Annotated in this window: 12 protein-coding genes, 1 pseudogene and 1 riboswitch; all 13 genes and pseudogenes read left to right on the forward strand. The window is 56.9% G+C overall.

The genetic code is table 11. The annotated features are described in order from the left end of the window. The 13 genes and pseudogenes from FNL37_RS01450 to FNL37_RS13945 all read left to right on the forward strand — a co-directional run bounded on the left by FNL37_RS01450 (window position 1) and on the right by FNL37_RS13945 (window position 15,180). Window positions 1-1,527, forward strand: coding sequence for an AMP-binding protein (locus tag FNL37_RS01450; protein ID WP_159354889.1), 1,527 nt, complete (start codon window positions 1-3; stop codon window positions 1,525-1,527). Continuing rightward, the gene (locus FNL37_RS01455) at window positions 1,514-2,194 is read left to right on the forward strand and encodes an iron-containing redox enzyme family protein (protein WP_159354890.1); all 681 of its coding nucleotides are present in this window, start codon (window positions 1,514-1,516) and stop codon (window positions 2,192-2,194) included. The genes FNL37_RS01450 and FNL37_RS01455 overlap by 14 nt, the downstream gene beginning before the upstream one ends. Continuing rightward, window positions 2,191-3,015: an SDR family oxidoreductase gene (locus FNL37_RS01460; protein WP_015831088.1), complete on the forward strand. Its 825-nt coding sequence runs from the start codon at window positions 2,191-2,193 to the stop codon at window positions 3,013-3,015. The genes FNL37_RS01455 and FNL37_RS01460 overlap by 4 nt, the downstream gene beginning before the upstream one ends. Further along, window positions 3,012-3,659 (forward strand): tetratricopeptide repeat protein, encoded by a 648-nt coding sequence (locus FNL37_RS01465; RefSeq protein WP_159354891.1) that lies wholly within the window; start codon window positions 3,012-3,014, stop codon window positions 3,657-3,659. Before FNL37_RS01460 ends, FNL37_RS01465 begins: the two co-directional genes overlap by 4 nt. A 137-nt stretch (window positions 3,660-3,796) precedes the next feature. Beyond that, window positions 3,797-3,908: riboswitch (TPP riboswitch) on the forward strand. A 67-nt stretch (window positions 3,909-3,975) separates the two neighbouring features. Then, complete coding sequence (gene thiC, locus FNL37_RS01470) at window positions 3,976-5,859, forward strand: phosphomethylpyrimidine synthase ThiC (RefSeq protein WP_013443319.1); 1,884 nt, start codon at window positions 3,976-3,978, stop codon at window positions 5,857-5,859. 133 nt (window positions 5,860-5,992) lie between these two features. Next, the gene (locus FNL37_RS01475; protein ID WP_170291265.1) at window positions 5,993-7,339 is read left to right on the forward strand and encodes a pseudouridine synthase; all 1,347 of its coding nucleotides are present in this window, start codon (window positions 5,993-5,995) and stop codon (window positions 7,337-7,339) included. A gap of 86 nt (window positions 7,340-7,425) precedes the next feature. After that, window positions 7,426-7,821, forward strand: coding sequence for a YidB family protein (locus FNL37_RS01480; protein WP_159354893.1), 396 nt, complete (start codon window positions 7,426-7,428; stop codon window positions 7,819-7,821). Window positions 7,822-7,939: 118 nt separating this feature from the next. Next, entirely contained in the window at window positions 7,940-8,758 is an 819-nt protein-coding gene (locus FNL37_RS01485; protein WP_013443316.1) for an undecaprenyl-diphosphate phosphatase, read from the forward strand. A gap of 3 nt (window positions 8,759-8,761) precedes the next feature. After that, window positions 8,762-9,397, forward strand: coding sequence for an exopolysaccharide biosynthesis protein (locus FNL37_RS01490; RefSeq protein ID WP_159354894.1), 636 nt, complete (start codon window positions 8,762-8,764; stop codon window positions 9,395-9,397). 93 nt (window positions 9,398-9,490) lie between these two features. Next, the gene (locus FNL37_RS01495) at window positions 9,491-12,181 is read left to right on the forward strand and encodes an AsmA family protein (protein WP_159354895.1); all 2,691 of its coding nucleotides are present in this window, start codon (window positions 9,491-9,493) and stop codon (window positions 12,179-12,181) included. Window positions 12,182-12,332: 151 nt separating this feature from the next. Beyond that, on the forward strand, window positions 12,333-13,439 hold the full coding sequence (mutY, locus tag FNL37_RS01500; RefSeq protein ID WP_244948173.1) for an A/G-specific adenine glycosylase: 1,107 nt from the start codon (window positions 12,333-12,335) through the stop codon (window positions 13,437-13,439). A gap of 233 nt (window positions 13,440-13,672) precedes the next feature. Then, window positions 13,673-14,653: pseudogene (locus tag FNL37_RS13940) on the forward strand (SulP family inorganic anion transporter); the annotation flags it as partial. Window positions 14,654-14,952: 299 nt separating this feature from the next. Then, window positions 14,953-15,180 carry a sodium-independent anion transporter gene (locus FNL37_RS13945; RefSeq protein ID WP_244948174.1) on the forward strand — a complete coding sequence of 76 codons (228 nt, stop codon included), beginning with the start codon at window positions 14,953-14,955 and terminating at the stop codon, window positions 15,178-15,180. The last annotated feature ends 69 nt before the right edge of the window (window positions 15,181-15,249 follow it).

The raw sequence follows: 15,249 nt of genomic DNA on the forward strand, positions 1-15,249 counted from the left end.
ATGTCTATTCTGACCACCATTCAGCAGCACGCAGAAACCAGGCCAGACCATACGGCCCTGCGTGGCAGCCATGTCAGCATCCCATATAAATCACTCCCTGCTGAAATCAATGCAGCAGCGGCGTTCATTCAACAGTCCGGTCTCCCACAAGAGCGGCCACAGGCGGTGGCGATTGCCATGGAGAATGACCCTGCCTGGGCCGTGCTTGATTTGGCTTGCCTTCAACTGCAGCTGCCTGTGGTGCCCTTGCCTGGATTTTTCTCGCCGCAGCAAATCATGCACGCCATACAGGATGCTGGTATCGATACCTTGTTCTGCCAGCAGCCCATGGTCATGGAGCAACTGTTGCTGGCGCAGGGCTATCGCATCGTCCGCAAGCATCACCAGCTGGTGGGTGGGCAACTGGTCAGCCGCTTGCAGTTTGAAAACCCCGAACCCAGAGCCTTGCCAGCCGGCACGGCAAAGGTGACGTATACCTCCGGCACGACGGGTCAACCCAAAGGGGTATGCCTCAGTGCGCAGGCCATGGAGCAGGTCAGTCGCTCGCTCGCCGATGCCACGGCGGCTTCTGCCGAGGATAGTCATCTCAGCATCCTGCCCTTGTCGACCTTGCTGGAAAACATCGCCGGGCTTTATCTGCCCTTGCTGGTCGGGGCAACCACGACCTTGTATTCATCTAGCCGTGTGGGCTTGAGTGGGGCGTCTGGCCTCAATGTGCCGCAGTTGCTGCGCACCATACAGGAAACCAATCCGACCACTCTGCTGCTGATTCCCGAGCTGCTGCGTGCCTTGGTCATGGCTGCCGAGTCTGGCTGGGTTCCCCCCGCGAGCTTGCGCCTGATTGCCGTGGGTGGCGCCCGCGTGGCACCGCGGTTGCTGCAGCGGGCTGTAGAGCTGGGCCTGCCAGTGTGTGAGGGCTATGGCTTGTCGGAATGTGCTTCGGTGGTGGCGTTCAATGCGCCCGGCCAGCAGCGCCCGGGTAGCGTGGGCAAGCTGCTTCCCCACGTGCAGCTTGCATTTGCCAGTGATGGCGAACTGCTGGTGGCAGGCAGCACCCTGCTTGGCTATGCCGCCCAGCCAGCCATACATGTCACGTACTGGCCTACCGGCGATATTGGTTATCTGGACAAGGATGGCTATCTACATATCACGGGCCGCAAAAAGAATATCTACATCACCTCATACGGACGCAATGTGTCGCCGGAATGGGTGGAAAGCGAACTGGCCCTGTCGCCGGTGATCGCGCAGGTTGCCGTGTTTGGCGAGGCGCGCCCCTGGAGCGTGGCGGTGATTGTGCCGCACGTATCCGGCGATATAACGGCGCAGATTGAAGCTGCCGTGCAACAAGCAAATCAGACGCTGCCGGACTATGCCCGCGTGCAGCAATGGATTCTGGCCGAACATCCTTTTAGCCCGCAAAACCAGCAGCTCACCCCGAATGGCAGGCTGCGGCGCGATGCCATCTGGCAGCAATATGCTGCGCGTATAAATCCTTTATATGAAAGAGAACACCATGAAGTTTTATGATGAATTGCTTGCTGCGACAGAGTCGCAACGAAATGCGCTGTTCAGCCTGCCCTTGATTCGTGCGGGTGCCAGCGGTCAGGTGAGCCTGGATGCGTATATCGCGTTTTTGACCGAGGCTTATCACCACGTCAAGCATACCGTGCCCTTGCTGATGGCCTGCGGTGCGCGCCTGCCTGAGCGTTATGAGTGGCTGCGCGAGGCGGTGGCCGAATATATTGAAGAAGAGCTGGGGCATCAGGAGTGGATTCTGAATGACATCAAGGCCAGTGGTGGCGATGCCGAAGCCGTGCGCCATGGCAAGCCCGGCCTGGCTACCGAGATCATGGTGGCCTATGCCCACGACACCATACAGCGTGTTAATCCGATCGGTTTCTTCGGCATGGTGCTGGTGCTGGAAGGTACCAGTACCGCGCTGGCAACTCAGGCAGGCGAAGCCATCCGTACCAGCCTGGGCCTGGGCAAGGGTAGCTTCACCTATCTCACTTCTCATGGCGCGCTGGATGTCGGGCACACCGCTTTTTATGAAGGCCTGGTCAACTGTATTGAAGATGCGGATGACAGGGCGCAACTGATCCACAGTGCCCGTGTGTTTTATCTACTATATGGCAATATTTTCCGCGAGCTGGGTGAGCGATTCCTGCCCGCGGCGTATCAGGAGGCCGCATGAATATCCAGAATGCCCGTATCCTGCTGACGGGAGCTACCGGCGGTATCGGCCAGGCCCTGGCAGTCGAGCTGGCGTCGCAGGGCGCCCATCTCGCGCTGGTGGGGCGCCACCCCGGTAAATTGCAGGAACTGCTGCATACACTGAGCGGCATGCCCGGCGAGCGTATTTCCATCGTGGCTGATCTTGAAAATGCCAATGCCCCGCAGGGCGTGGTGGATACTGCCATTCAACAGTTGGGCGGGCTGGATATCCTGATCAACAATGCCGGGGTCATGGATTTCATCCAGTTTGAAGACCAGAGCCCGGAACGCATTGCGCAGATTATCCAGACCAATGTCACCGCCCCGCTTTTGCTGGCCCGAGCAGTGCTGCCGCACTTTTTGACCAGGCAGCAAGGGCAGCTGGTCAACATCGGATCCATTTTCGGCAGTATTGGTTTTCCGCATTACGCCAGCTATTGCGCCAGCAAGTTTGCCATGCGCGGATTTTCTCAATCGCTGCGGCGCGAGCTGGTCGATACGCCAGTGCGGGTGACCTACATTGCCCCGCGAGCAGTGGATACTCCGCTTAACGATGCCACCACCACGCACATGCTGCGCGCTGCCAATATTTCACTGGATGCCCCGGAAGACGTCGCGCGCCAGATTGTGTGTGCCATTGCCCGCGAGTGCGAGGAGTATTACATCGGCCAGCCGGAATCCTTTTTTGCCTGGCTGAATAGCGCTCTGCCCAAACTGGTCAACATCGGCATGAAAAAACAGGCGCGCCTGGCCGCCCCTTTTGTGAATCGTCATTCCCATTCCTTAGGAGAAATTCAATGAAACGCACTTTTCTTGCGCTTTGCCTGCTCGGCACAGCGCTGCTTGCCGCCCCGGTATATGCGGATGACAAGGTAGACCCTGCCATCGTCAAGCTGCAGCATGACTGGGCGCATGCCAATTACCAGATACCCGATGCCCAGCAGGAAGCGGCGCTGAAAACCCTGTCGGAAGAAGCGCATCAGGTAAGTGCAGCCAATCCGGGCGCAGCTGAACCCATGATCTGGGAAGCCATTATTCTCAGTACCTACGCCAAGGCCAAGGGTGGTCTGGGCGCGCTCAAGCTCGCTGAAAAATCACGTGATCTGTTGCTTGCCGCCGAGAAAATCAATCCGAATGCACTGAATGGCTCGATTTATACCTCGCTGGGTTCGCTCTATTACAAGGTGCCAGGCTGGCCCATCGGTTTTGGTGACAAGAAAAAGGCCCGCGAGTACCTGGAAAAAGCACTGCAACTCAACCCCACAGGCATAGACCCCAACTACTTCTATGCCGATTTCCTGAGTGGGCAGGGCGAATATGCCAAGGCCGTGGAATATTACAAAAAAGCTTTGGCTGCGCCTGCCCGCCCCGGTCGTGAAGATGCCGATTCCGGTCGTCGGCAGGACGTGGAAGAAGGTTTGAAGGCCGCAGAAAAGAAACGCTAGCGCTGGCCCCCTTGGCGCTTTGCGTCTTTGGGCACGGGTATGCAATTTCGCATGCCCGTGCCTTTTTTTATGATGCTTGCCCCCTTCAAGCAGAAGTCCTTCAAACTTGCTTTTATTGCTGGTTTCGCGTAAGTTTCGCCTATTGCTGGGGGTCTCTTAATCCTTTATCTAATCAGGGTTATAGAGTGAGAGTTACCCTTTGAACCTGACGCGGATAATCCCGCCGTAGGGAAGCCACTGATAAGCCTCACACCGTACCTCCTGTACATCTCCCCGTGAAGCCTGTTCGTGCTCCCTGCATCTTTTGGAGCATCACATGAACGCCACTGATAAAAACCTGAACAAATTCCTGAACGAGACCGCCGAAGTAGACGCGGGTGCGACGCAGCCATTTGCCAAATCGCGCAAAATTTATGTGGAAGGCTCGCGTCCCGATATTCGCGTGCCTTTCCGCGAAATCTCGTTGTCCGACACGCCATCGGCGTTTGGCGCAGAAAAGAATCCACCGGTTGTTGTGTATGACACCTCCGGCCCTTACACCGATCCTGATGTGAAGATCGACATCCGCAATGGCTTGCCCGCCCTGCGCGCTGGCTGGATTGCCGAGCGTAACGATACCGAGCAGCTGGATGGCCCGACATCGGACTTCGGCAAGCAACGCAAGGAAGACCCCAAGCTGGCCGAAATGCGCTTCAACCTGACGCGCAAGCCATTGCGTGCCAAGCCCGGCATGAACGTGAGCCAGATGCACTACGCCCGCCGCGGCATCATCACCCCGGAAATGGAATACATTGCCATCCGCGAAAACCAGCGCCGCGAAAACATGAGCGAACTGCTGCAAACCCAGCACGCCGGTCAGCATTTCGGTGCCAGCATTCCCAAGGTGATTACGCCGGAATTCGTACGCGATGAAGTGGCCCGTGGCCGCGCGATTATCCCCGCTAACATCAACCACCCTGAAATCGAGCCCATGATCATAGGCCGCAATTTCCTGGTGAAGATTAACGCCAATATCGGCAACTCCGCGCTGGGTTCCTCCATCTCGGAAGAAGTCGAGAAAATGGTTTGGGGTACCCGTTGGGGTGGCGATACCGTGATGGATCTGTCCACCGGTAAAAACATCCACGAAACCCGCGAGTGGATCATCCGTAACAGCCCGGTGCCGATTGGTACCGTGCCGATTTACCAGGCCCTGGAAAAAGTTGACGGCAAAGCCGAAGACCTGACCTGGGAAATCTTCCGTGACACCCTGATCGAGCAAGCCGAACAAGGCGTCGACTATTTCACCATCCACGCGGGTGTGCGTCTGGCTTACATCCCGATGACAGCCAAGCGCATGACCGGTATCGTGTCGCGCGGTGGTTCCATCATGGCGAAATGGTGTCTGGCTCACCACAAGGAAAGCTTCCTGTACGAGCATTTCGAAGACATCTGCCAGATCATGAAGCAGTACGATGTGTCCTTCAGTCTGGGCGATGGCCTGCGTCCTGGCTCCATCTACGATGCCAACGACGAAGCCCAGTTTGCCGAACTGAAGACGCTGGGTGAGTTGACCCAGATCGCCTGGAAGCACGATGTGCAGTGCATGATCGAAGGCCCAGGCCACGTGCCCATGCACCTCATCAAGGAAAACATGGACCTGCAACTGGAACACTGTGGTGAAGCTCCGTTCTACACACTGGGGCCATTGACCACCGATATCGCTCCAGGCTACGACCACATTACCTCCGGCATCGGCGCTGCGATGATCGGCTGGTACGGTTGCGCCATGCTGTGCTATGTGACGCCCAAGGAACATTTGGGTCTGCCAGACAAGGAAGACGTGCGTGTGGGCATCATCACCTACAAAATTGCTGCCCACGCCGCTGACCTGGCCAAGGGGCATCCCGGTGCGCAGATTCGCGACAATGCCTTGTCCAAGGCACGTTTCGAATTCCGCTGGGAAGACCAGTTCAATCTTGGTCTGGATCCGGAAAAAGCCAAGGAATTCCACGATGAAACCCTGCCGCAGGAAGGCGCCAAGCAGGCCCACTTCTGTTCCATGTGTGGCCCGCACTTCTGCTCGATGAAGATCACGCAGGATGTGCGCGATTATGCCGACAAGCTGGGCGTGGATGAAAAAGAAGCCCTGAGCAAGGGCATGCAGGAAAAAGCGATTGAGTTCGTGAAGAAGGGCTCCGAGGTATATCAGAAGGTTTAACCCTTTTCGCATACCTTAAGCCCTTGAATTGGAAAGCAGGCGTTCGCGCCTGCTTTTTTATTTCTTGCGATTCCTCTGCGCATGCACCCCACGATCAAGGTAAAATCTAGCCTTGTCTTACGAGACCCTAGCTGTGACCACTCTAAAACTCCCCCCCAAAGCAACACCCGCTGATTCCAATGCACCTTCCGGTCGTAAACCGGTGCGGCGCGCAGACCCGGCCAAGCGTCCGCGTGATGCGGCGTCAAAACCGGTGGCCCATGTGCCGGTCAAGGAAGCAGAAGCCCGCGTTCCTGCCAACAAGCCGGCGCGAGCCGTCAGTGCGCGCCCAGCTGCTGACCGTGCGGCGCCCAAGCGTCAGCGCAATCATCGGCACGATGGCACCTTGCATGAACATCAGGTCGCCGACAGCCCGGCTGAAAATGATCGCCCACGCCGCGTAGCCGCGGATCGTGACGCCAGTGAGCGCCAGCCAGCAAGGCGCTCTGCATCAGATCGTCCGGCGCGTAGCGGCGAATCGCGCCCCCTTGCGGATAATGCACGCCCCGAGAATCGTCAGCGCGACGAGCGTCCGGCTGAGCGTAGCGAGCGCCCACGCCGCCCTGCAGCTGATCGCGCTGATAGGCTTGCCAGTGATCGTGATACCCCGCGCCGGGGTGGCAAGGCACGCGATGGTTTTGTGGCGGGCGATTTCAATCGCGATCGCACGCAGAACCCGATGTTCACGCCCAAGCCTGTGGCGTCGCAGCCTGATTTGCCGCGGCTTTCCAAGCGCATGGCGGAGCTTGGCCTGTGCTCGCGACGCGAAGCAGACGAGTGGATTGTGAATGGCTGGGTGCGCGTAAATGGCCAGGTCGTGGACGAATTGGGCTCCCGTGTGGAACCCGACGCCAACATCGAAGTCAGTAAAGAGGCAGAGAAACATCAGTCCGAGATTGTCACCATCCTGCTGCACAAGCCGGTGGGCTATGTTTCGGGTCAGGCAGAAGACGGGTATGAACCCGCTGTCGTCTTGGTGCATCCCGATAATCACTGGGCAGAAGACCCGGTACAAAAAGAGTTCAGACGTGGATTCCTGAAAGGTCTGGCCCCGGCTGGTCGCCTGGATATTGATTCCACCGGTTTGCTTGTGCTGACGCAGGATGGCCGCGTGGCACGCCAGCTGATTGGCGAGGATTCACAAACCGAAAAAGAATATCTGGTGCGTGTAGAGGGTACCTTGTCGGATGAAGGTTTGCGCAAGCTTAACCATGGCTTGAGCCTGGATGGTGTTCAACTCAAGCCAGCCAAAGTCTCCTGGCAGAATGAAGACCAGTTGCGCTTTGTGCTGCGCGAAGGTCGCAAGCGTCAGATTCGCCGCATGTGCGAGCTGGTAGGCCTGCATGTGGTGGGCTTGAAGCGCGTGCGTATCGGCAGTGTGGCCCTGGGTAAATTGCCTCCGGGGCAATGGCGTTACCTGCGTCCCGGCGAACGGTTTTAATGCTGACCAGGCTTTATCTTTCAGTGGAAAAAGCGCATACGAAGTCAACGACGTTGACGCCAGACTGAACAGTAAGGAGCTGAATCATGGGTTTATTTAGCAGCATTGCGGGCTCCGTGGCCGCAAAAATGGGTGGCGAACAAGGCCGCATGTTCCAGGTTGCCCTGGAAATCATCGAGCGTAATGGTGGCGCGCCTGGCGTGCTGCAGAAATTCCGCGATGCCGGCATGGCCGAAGAAGTCGATTCCTGGCTGGCGAATGGTGAAAATCTGCCGCTGGCGCCAGATCAGATAGAAGCGGCTCTTGGCACACAGGTGTTGACCGATATCGCGCAAAAATTTCATATGTCGCTGGATGAAGTCGCGCAAACATTGGCAAATTATCTGCCCAAGGTGGTGGACAAGCTCAGCCCCGACGGCAAGGTGCCACAAACCCAATCCGACCTGATGGCGCAGGCCTTGTCGGCCTGGCGACGCATGTAATCCTGCAGCTCAATACGCAGGCCCATAAGTTGCTTGGGTCTTAAGCGCAATATGGCAGTCATGTTGCAGGCTTACGCTGTGCCTTTCATTACAACACTGAACAAGAGAAATAATATCCATGGATTTGCTGTTACTCCTCAAAGCCGCCATTCTCGGCATCCTCGAAGGCGCCACCGAGTTTCTCCCCATCAGCAGTACCGGCCACTTGATCGTGGCAGGCGATTTGCTCAATTTCAACGATGACAAAGGCAAGGTGTTTGAGATCGTGATCCAGCTTGGGGCGATTCTCGCCGTATGCTGGGAATACCGTACGCGCCTGACCGGGATCGCTCAGGGGCTGACCAGCAACCCGAAATCACAACGCTTTGTCCTGAACGTATTTATCGGTTTTCTGCCAGCAGCGGTGCTGGGTCTGGTCTTTCACAGCTTTATCAAGACCCATCTGTTTTCGCCCATCAATGTCGCAGTGGCGCTGATCGTCGGCGGCTTCCTTATCTTGTGGATTGAACGCCATTTTGATGGCAAGGACGTCGTGCACAAGGCGGCCACGCTGGATGACATTACGCCCCTGCAGGCACTCAAAGTCGGGTTTGCCCAATCGCTGGCCATGATTCCCGGCACCTCGCGTTCGGGAGCCACCATCCTGGGCGGTATGCTGTTTGGCTTGTCGCGCAAGGCGGCCACCGAGTTTTCGTTCTTCCTGGCGATCCCGGTCATGCTGGCGGCCAGTGGTTACGATGTGTTCAAAAACCGCGCTTTATTCAGTGCCGATGACATTCCCATGTTCGCCGTGGGCTTCATCATGGCATTCATTGCCGCGCTGATCGCGGTAAAAACCCTGATTCGCTATGTGGCTAACCATGATTTCCGGGCATTTGCCTATTACCGCATCGTATTTGGCACGCTGGTGCTGATCTACTTCCTCAAGTTCGCTTAAGGCATGCATAGCTACGAACGTGTCGTTGAGATATTGAGTGGCTTTGCCGAGACGGCGCAGCAGCGTCCGCTGAGTCTGGGCGAGGCGCTGGATAGTCTGGATCATGCCGCCTTCGGCTTGATCGCGTTGATATTGGTGTTGCCGCTGTTGCAGCCTATCCCGCTGGGGCCGCTCACAGTGCTGGGGGGCTTCACGTTTGCTGCCCTGGGCTGGCAACTGTGGCGTGGGGCGGAATCGCCAGTGCTGCCGCAAAAAATTCGTGGCGTGACCATGAGCGAAAAAAGCTGGCGCATGCTGGCCAAAATCAGCCTCAAGGTGGTCGGATTCTGTCGCCGCTTCAGTCGCCCGCAGCGATATCCACGCCTGGTGGAGGGGGAGCGAGGCCGCAAGATAGGCGGTTTCATCCTCATCGCCTCAGGTCTGTTGATGGCGATTCCCTTTGGCGTGTTGCCACTCAATAATGTGCTGCCCGGCCTGGCCGTGCTGTTTTACTGCATAGGCCAGCTTGAGCAGGATGGCCTGATGGTGATGATCGCTTTTTTCTGGTTGATTTTCACCACCGTCTATTTTGGATTTTTCTTCTTTGGCATTTACTATCTGGGGGTGGAGGCCATGTCCAGATTCGGTTGGGGTGGCTGATACCCCGCTGCTGCACCTGATTGTTAGCGGTGTGAAATCACGAATAAGTAGCCGCCATGCCAGGCAGGCTGCAAATACGAGGAGGCGTTGTGCATGAATAAACTACTCAAATTCGGCCTGATAGGCCTGGCCGCTGTGGTGGTCGTTTTGCTGGTGGTGGTGGGTATTGTGGCCGCGACCTTCAATCCAAACGACTACAAGCAAACCGTGATCAACCTGGTCAAAGAGAAAAAACAACGCACCCTGCATCTGGATGGCGATATCAAGCTTGCCTTCTGGCCCAGCATAGGGGCGGATCTCGGGCGCATTTCAATTTCCGAACACAACAGTGACAAGGAGTTTGCTGCTGTTGATGGCCTCAAGGTCTCGTTGGCCCTGCTGCCATTGCTCAAAAAGCAGCTGGTGGTGGATACGGTGTATGTGGACGGCGTGCGTGCCAATATCGTGCGCTACAAGGATGGCACTACCAACTTTGACGATCTGATGAGTAAGGATGAGGAAGAATCCGAGCAGATCAAGTTTGATATTGATGGCATCAACGTTACCAATGCCGCCTTGAACGTGCGCGACGAGATGACGGACAAACAGCTGGCACTGCGCAAATTCAATCTGAAGACCGGCCATGTGGCGCTGGGCACCCCCTTTGACCTGGCAAGTGATTTTGAGCTGGAGGCGAATAATCCTGCCGTGAAGGCCAGCGTGAGCATCAAGGGCAATGTGCTGGCCGACCCCGAGCAACAGCATTTTGCCGTCAAGGGCCTAGATGCCGGCATCAAGGGAGATATTGCCACCTTGAAGGATGCTGACCTGACGCTCAGTGGCGATGTGGATGCCCGTCTGGAGCACATGGAACTGCTGGTGGATAGCCTCAAGCTTGTTCTGGCAGCCACGCAGGATGGCGCCAAGCTGAAAGTGGCGCTGGATGCTCCTCAAATCCGCGTGCAGCAGGACACGGTCAGCGGCAAGCAGGCCAGCATCAATCTCAGCCAGGAAAAAGGCAGCGACACCCTCAGCGCCAAGCTGGTGCTGGCCGATCTCAAAGGCTCGCCCAAGGCGGTGCAAAGTAGCGGTATCAGCGGTGAAGTGAATGTGAAGCAGGGCGAGCATCAGCTGCAAAGCACCTTCAACTCCCCCTTCACTGGCAATCTTGAAACCCAGGTGTTTGATCTGCCCAGGCTGGTGGGCAAGATCAACGTGAATGACCCTGCCTTGCCCAAGCGCGAAATGCAGGGCGATTTTGCCTTCAAGCTGCATGCGGATGCCAAACAGCAGCTGGTGAATAGTGACTTCACGCTGAATCTGGATGCCACCCGGCTCAAGGGCGATGTGGCCGTGAGCAAATTTGACCAGCCGGACATCCGTTTTAATCTGATTGGCGATGCGCTGGATCTGAATGCCCTGCTGGGTAGCCCCGCCAGCAAAGCCAGCAGCAAGCCCGTAGCAGTGGATAAATCCAGCCCCGCCAAACCTGCAGATCTTTCAGCATTGGCGAATTTGCGCTTGCAGGGCAATGTGCAGATGGGCCACATTGTCTATGACAAATACCAGCTGAGTAATCTCAAACTTGGTGTCAAAGCCGACGGGCAGACCCTGGATATCAAGCCGCTGAGCGTGAAGCTGGATGACAGCCAGATTGCCGGTAGCCTTGGTATCAGCCGCTTTGCCAACCCCATCTACCGCTTTGATATCGACATCGACAAGCTTGATGCCGACAAATACATCACAAAATCAGATGCTCCCCCCGCCAAGCCTGGTGATGCCGCTAAAAAGCCGCAGACCGATGCGCCCATTGATCTGAGTGCGCTCAAGCAATTCAATGCCAATGGCGAGCTGCGCATAGGCTGGCTGAAAGTGGCGAACATCAAGTCCACCAACGTGCGTCTCAAGCTCAAGGCAGAGGATGGCGTGGCTGAGTTGGCGCCCTTGTCGGCCAATCTGTATGAAGGCAGTGTGAATGGCAGCCTGAAAGTGGATGCTCGCACTACCCCCAGCATCACCGTCAGGCAGGACATGAAAGGCATCGCCATTGGCCCCTTGCTTACCGATGCCATCAATAACGATATGTTGAGCGGCAAGGGCACGCTCAATCTCGATATCACGACGCAGGGAGGGACCGTCAGTGCCCTAAAAAAAGCCCTGAACGGCAAGGCCGCGCTTAACCTTGCCGATGGTGCCGTCAAAGGGATTGATGTTGCGGGCACATTGCGGGGTGTGAAAGACAAGCTGAATGTGCTTAAGGGCCAGAGCAGTGTGACGGGCGACAAGAGCAAGAAGACCGATTTCAGCGAAATGTCCGCCAGCTTCACGATCAAAAATGGCGTGGCGCATAACGAAGACCTCAGCATGAAAGCGCCCCTGTTCCGCATTACCGGCAGTGGCGATATCGATATTGCCAATGAAACCCTGGATTACGTGGCCAAGCCGACGGTGGTGAATACCCTCAAGGGCCAGGGCGGTGCCGATTTGTCCGAGATGAATGGCCTGACCATTCCCATCAAGCTCAGTGGCACGTTTGCCCAGCCCGCGTATGCCATCGACTTCGCTGGCCTGGGCGCTGCCATTGCCAAGAACAAGCTGCTGGAGGGCGTGGGTGGTACCAAAGGTGAAGCCGTCAAGAACCTCATGGGCGGCAATAAGGAGGAAGCCCTGAAATCCTTGCTGGGTGGCAAGAAAGACGCCACCACGGCGCCTGCAGATGGCCAATCTTCCAATACCGATGCCACGCCAAAAGAAACACCGGAAGAAAAGGCCAAGAAAAAACTCAACAAATTGCTGGGGTTTTGATTCTTGGATCATTTATTGATGCAACTGCCGACCGACTTGCCTGTATCGCCTGACAAGGCGGTTGCGGATGGTGACTCCAGGCGCATTTGCCCAAGAGCCGCGCTCTCTGCAAACGGGGCGAGCATGAGGGTACTGCATGCAGGGGATAGGCATGCCTGAGTCAGTACATACTCTCTCGCCAGGGCCTGTACCTTCAGACTCTGAGGTCACATTTGCCAGCAAGTTGATTAGCTGGCAGAAGCGCTATGGCCGCCATGATCTGCCGTGGCAGCAAACGCGCGACCCTTATGCGGTCTGGGTGTCGGAAATCATGTTGCAGCAAACCCAGGTGGCGGCGGTGATAGGGTATTACCAGCGCTTCATGCAGCGCTTTCCTACCATTGCCAGCCTAGCGATGGCGACACAGGATGATGTCATGGAGCACTGGAGCGGGCTGGGTTATTACTCCCGCGCGCGCAATCTGCACAAGGCAGCCCAGCAGGTCATGGAAGTGCATGGCGGCGTGTTCCCGCAAACGCTGGAAGCCATACAGGCTTTGCCTGGCATAGGTCGCTCAACCGCCTCGGCTATCGCCTCATTTGCATTCGAGGCGCCGCATCCGATACTGGATGGCAATGTAAAGCGCGTATTTGCCAGGCATTTTGCCATTGAGGGCTGGCCTGGATTGCCGCGCGTGGAACAGCAGATGTGGGCACTCGCAGAGCGCCTGCAGCCAGCACAAGAGCACGGTCCCTACGCTCAGGCACTCATGGACATGGGCGCTACCTTGTGCACGCGCAGCCGCCCACGCTGCGATGCCTGCCCCTTGCAGACGACGTGTCTGGCATACCGTGAAGGGCGCACGCGTGAACTGCCTGCTTCCAAACCGCGCAAGGCGATCCCGGAAAAATCCACCACCATGCTGATATTGCTGCACGACAATCAGGTCATGCTGGAAAAGCGCCCTGGTTCAGGCATCTGGGGCGGCTTATGGAGCCTGCCGGAAGTCGATAGCACGCTGGATGCGCAGCAGGCCGCCGTCGAACGCTATGGCTTTCAGACGCAGAAGTTACCACCCTTCGGCACGCTCACCCATGTGTTCAGCCATTTCAAGCTGCATATATTGCCGCAGCCTCTGGCGGTTGAAGCGGCACTCACGGCAAATCAAACCCACGATATTCAATGGCTGACGCTGGAAGCCGCCGTGCAGGCGGGCATACCCGCGCCCGTGCGTGTACTGCTGGAGCAGTTGCGCTGGCAGCAAACCGCCTTGCTCTGATCCGCCTTACATGCGCGAAGGCGCACTTGGGCCAGTGCCTATTTCTTCATTGCTTAATTCTCCCCGGATAGCGTAATACCCATTTGAAGTTAGCGGGTATTGTGTGCAAGAATGGGGGCACCACCATGATTGCGATACTTGAAGCCAAACGTGCAGGATTGCTTACCCGGGAGCATTGGGTGGCAAATATTGTGTCTGGTGTCATAGTCGGTGTAGTGGCGTTGCCACTGGCCATGGCCTTTGCCATTGCTTCCGGCGCCAAACCCGAGCAAGGCTTGTACACCGCGATCATCGCCGGAGCCTTGACCTCACTTTTTGGCGGAAGCCGCCTGCAGATAGCCGGGCCCACCGGTGCCTTTATTGTCATTCTGTCGGGGATTACCGCACAGTACGGTATCTCAGGTTTGCAGATTGCCACGCTGATGGCGGGATTCATGCTCATTGGCATGGGCCTGGCGCGTATGGGCGGTGTTATCCGTTATATCCCGGATCCCGTCATCATTGGCTTTACCAGCGGCATTGCTGTCATTATCTTCGTCGGGCAGTGGAAAGACTTTCTCGGCCTGCCTGTGCAACCGGGTGCGGAGCACTTTCACCAGAAGCTCTGGCATCTGCTGCAGTCCATTCCGCAGACCCATGTTCCCACGTTGCTCCTGGCTGCATTCACACTGATCGTCCTGCTGTATTCGCCGCGCGTGCTAAAGCGTATTCCGGCGCCCCTGGTCGCCATGCTGGCGGCAACTCTGCTGCATGCCGCTCTGGGGCTGGTTGGCGTAGCCACCATAGGCAGTGCCTTCGGCGGTATACCGCAACAATTGCCGCAATTTGCCTGGCCGGAGACCAGCCTGTCTGAAGTGCTTCATCTGATCGGGCCCGCCTTTACCATAGCTTTGCTGGGGGCGATTGAATCCCTGCTATCTGCCGTGGTGGCCGATGGCATGGCAGGAACCCGCCATAATTCGAATCAGGAGCTGGTGGGCCAGGGCATTGCCAATATCTTCTCCCCACTGTTTGGCGGCTTTGCTTCCACCGGGGCGATTGCCCGTACGGCGACCAATATCCGCAATGGGGCCACCAGTCCGCTCTCTGGGCTGGTGCATGCACTCACCTTGCTGTTGATTGTATTGATACTGGCGCCGCTGGCGGCGCATATTCCCTTGTGCGCGTTGTCGGCCATTCTGTTTGTGGTGGCGTGGAACATGAGTGAAATAGGGCGCTTCCGCCATATGCTGACGACGGCTCCCCGTGCGGATGTGGCAGTGCTGCTGATTACCTTCTTGCTGACGGTCTTTGGCGATCTGGTGATTGCGGTCAATATTGGCGTATTGCTGGCTGCTCTGCTGTTCATGAAGCGCATGTCCGATGCCGTGGTACTTACTCAGCAGACCGATGAGCAAGTGCAGCAGCATGCCGCTCACCATGGCTACACCTTGCCGCCACAAACCGTGGTGTTCGATATGGAAGGGCCTTTTTCTTTGCTGCTGCCGAGCGGCTGGAAACCACGCTTGAGCATGTGCATGCCCATGCACGCTTGCTGGTGTTGCGATTGGAGCATGTGCCGTTTGTGGATGCCACGGGTATGCAGGCTTTGTGGGATTTGCGCGATACCTGCAATAAACACGATACGCGCCTGGTGTTATGTGGAATGCGTACTAATGTGCGTTACAAACTGCAACGCGCTGGCTTGTTAGGCCAGCTGGGCGCAGCCAATGTCATTGATGATCTGACGCAACTGACATAAGTCCCGGCAACGCTTTTCAGAGCGGCATCTGACGGGTCTCCCGATAAATATCTCAACTTTTCAAGCCTG

Origin of the sequence: Methylovorus glucosotrophus, from assembly GCF_009858335.1 — a bacterium.
In the GTDB taxonomy this organism is placed as follows: Bacteria; Pseudomonadota; Gammaproteobacteria; order Burkholderiales; family Methylophilaceae; genus Methylovorus; species Methylovorus glucosotrophus.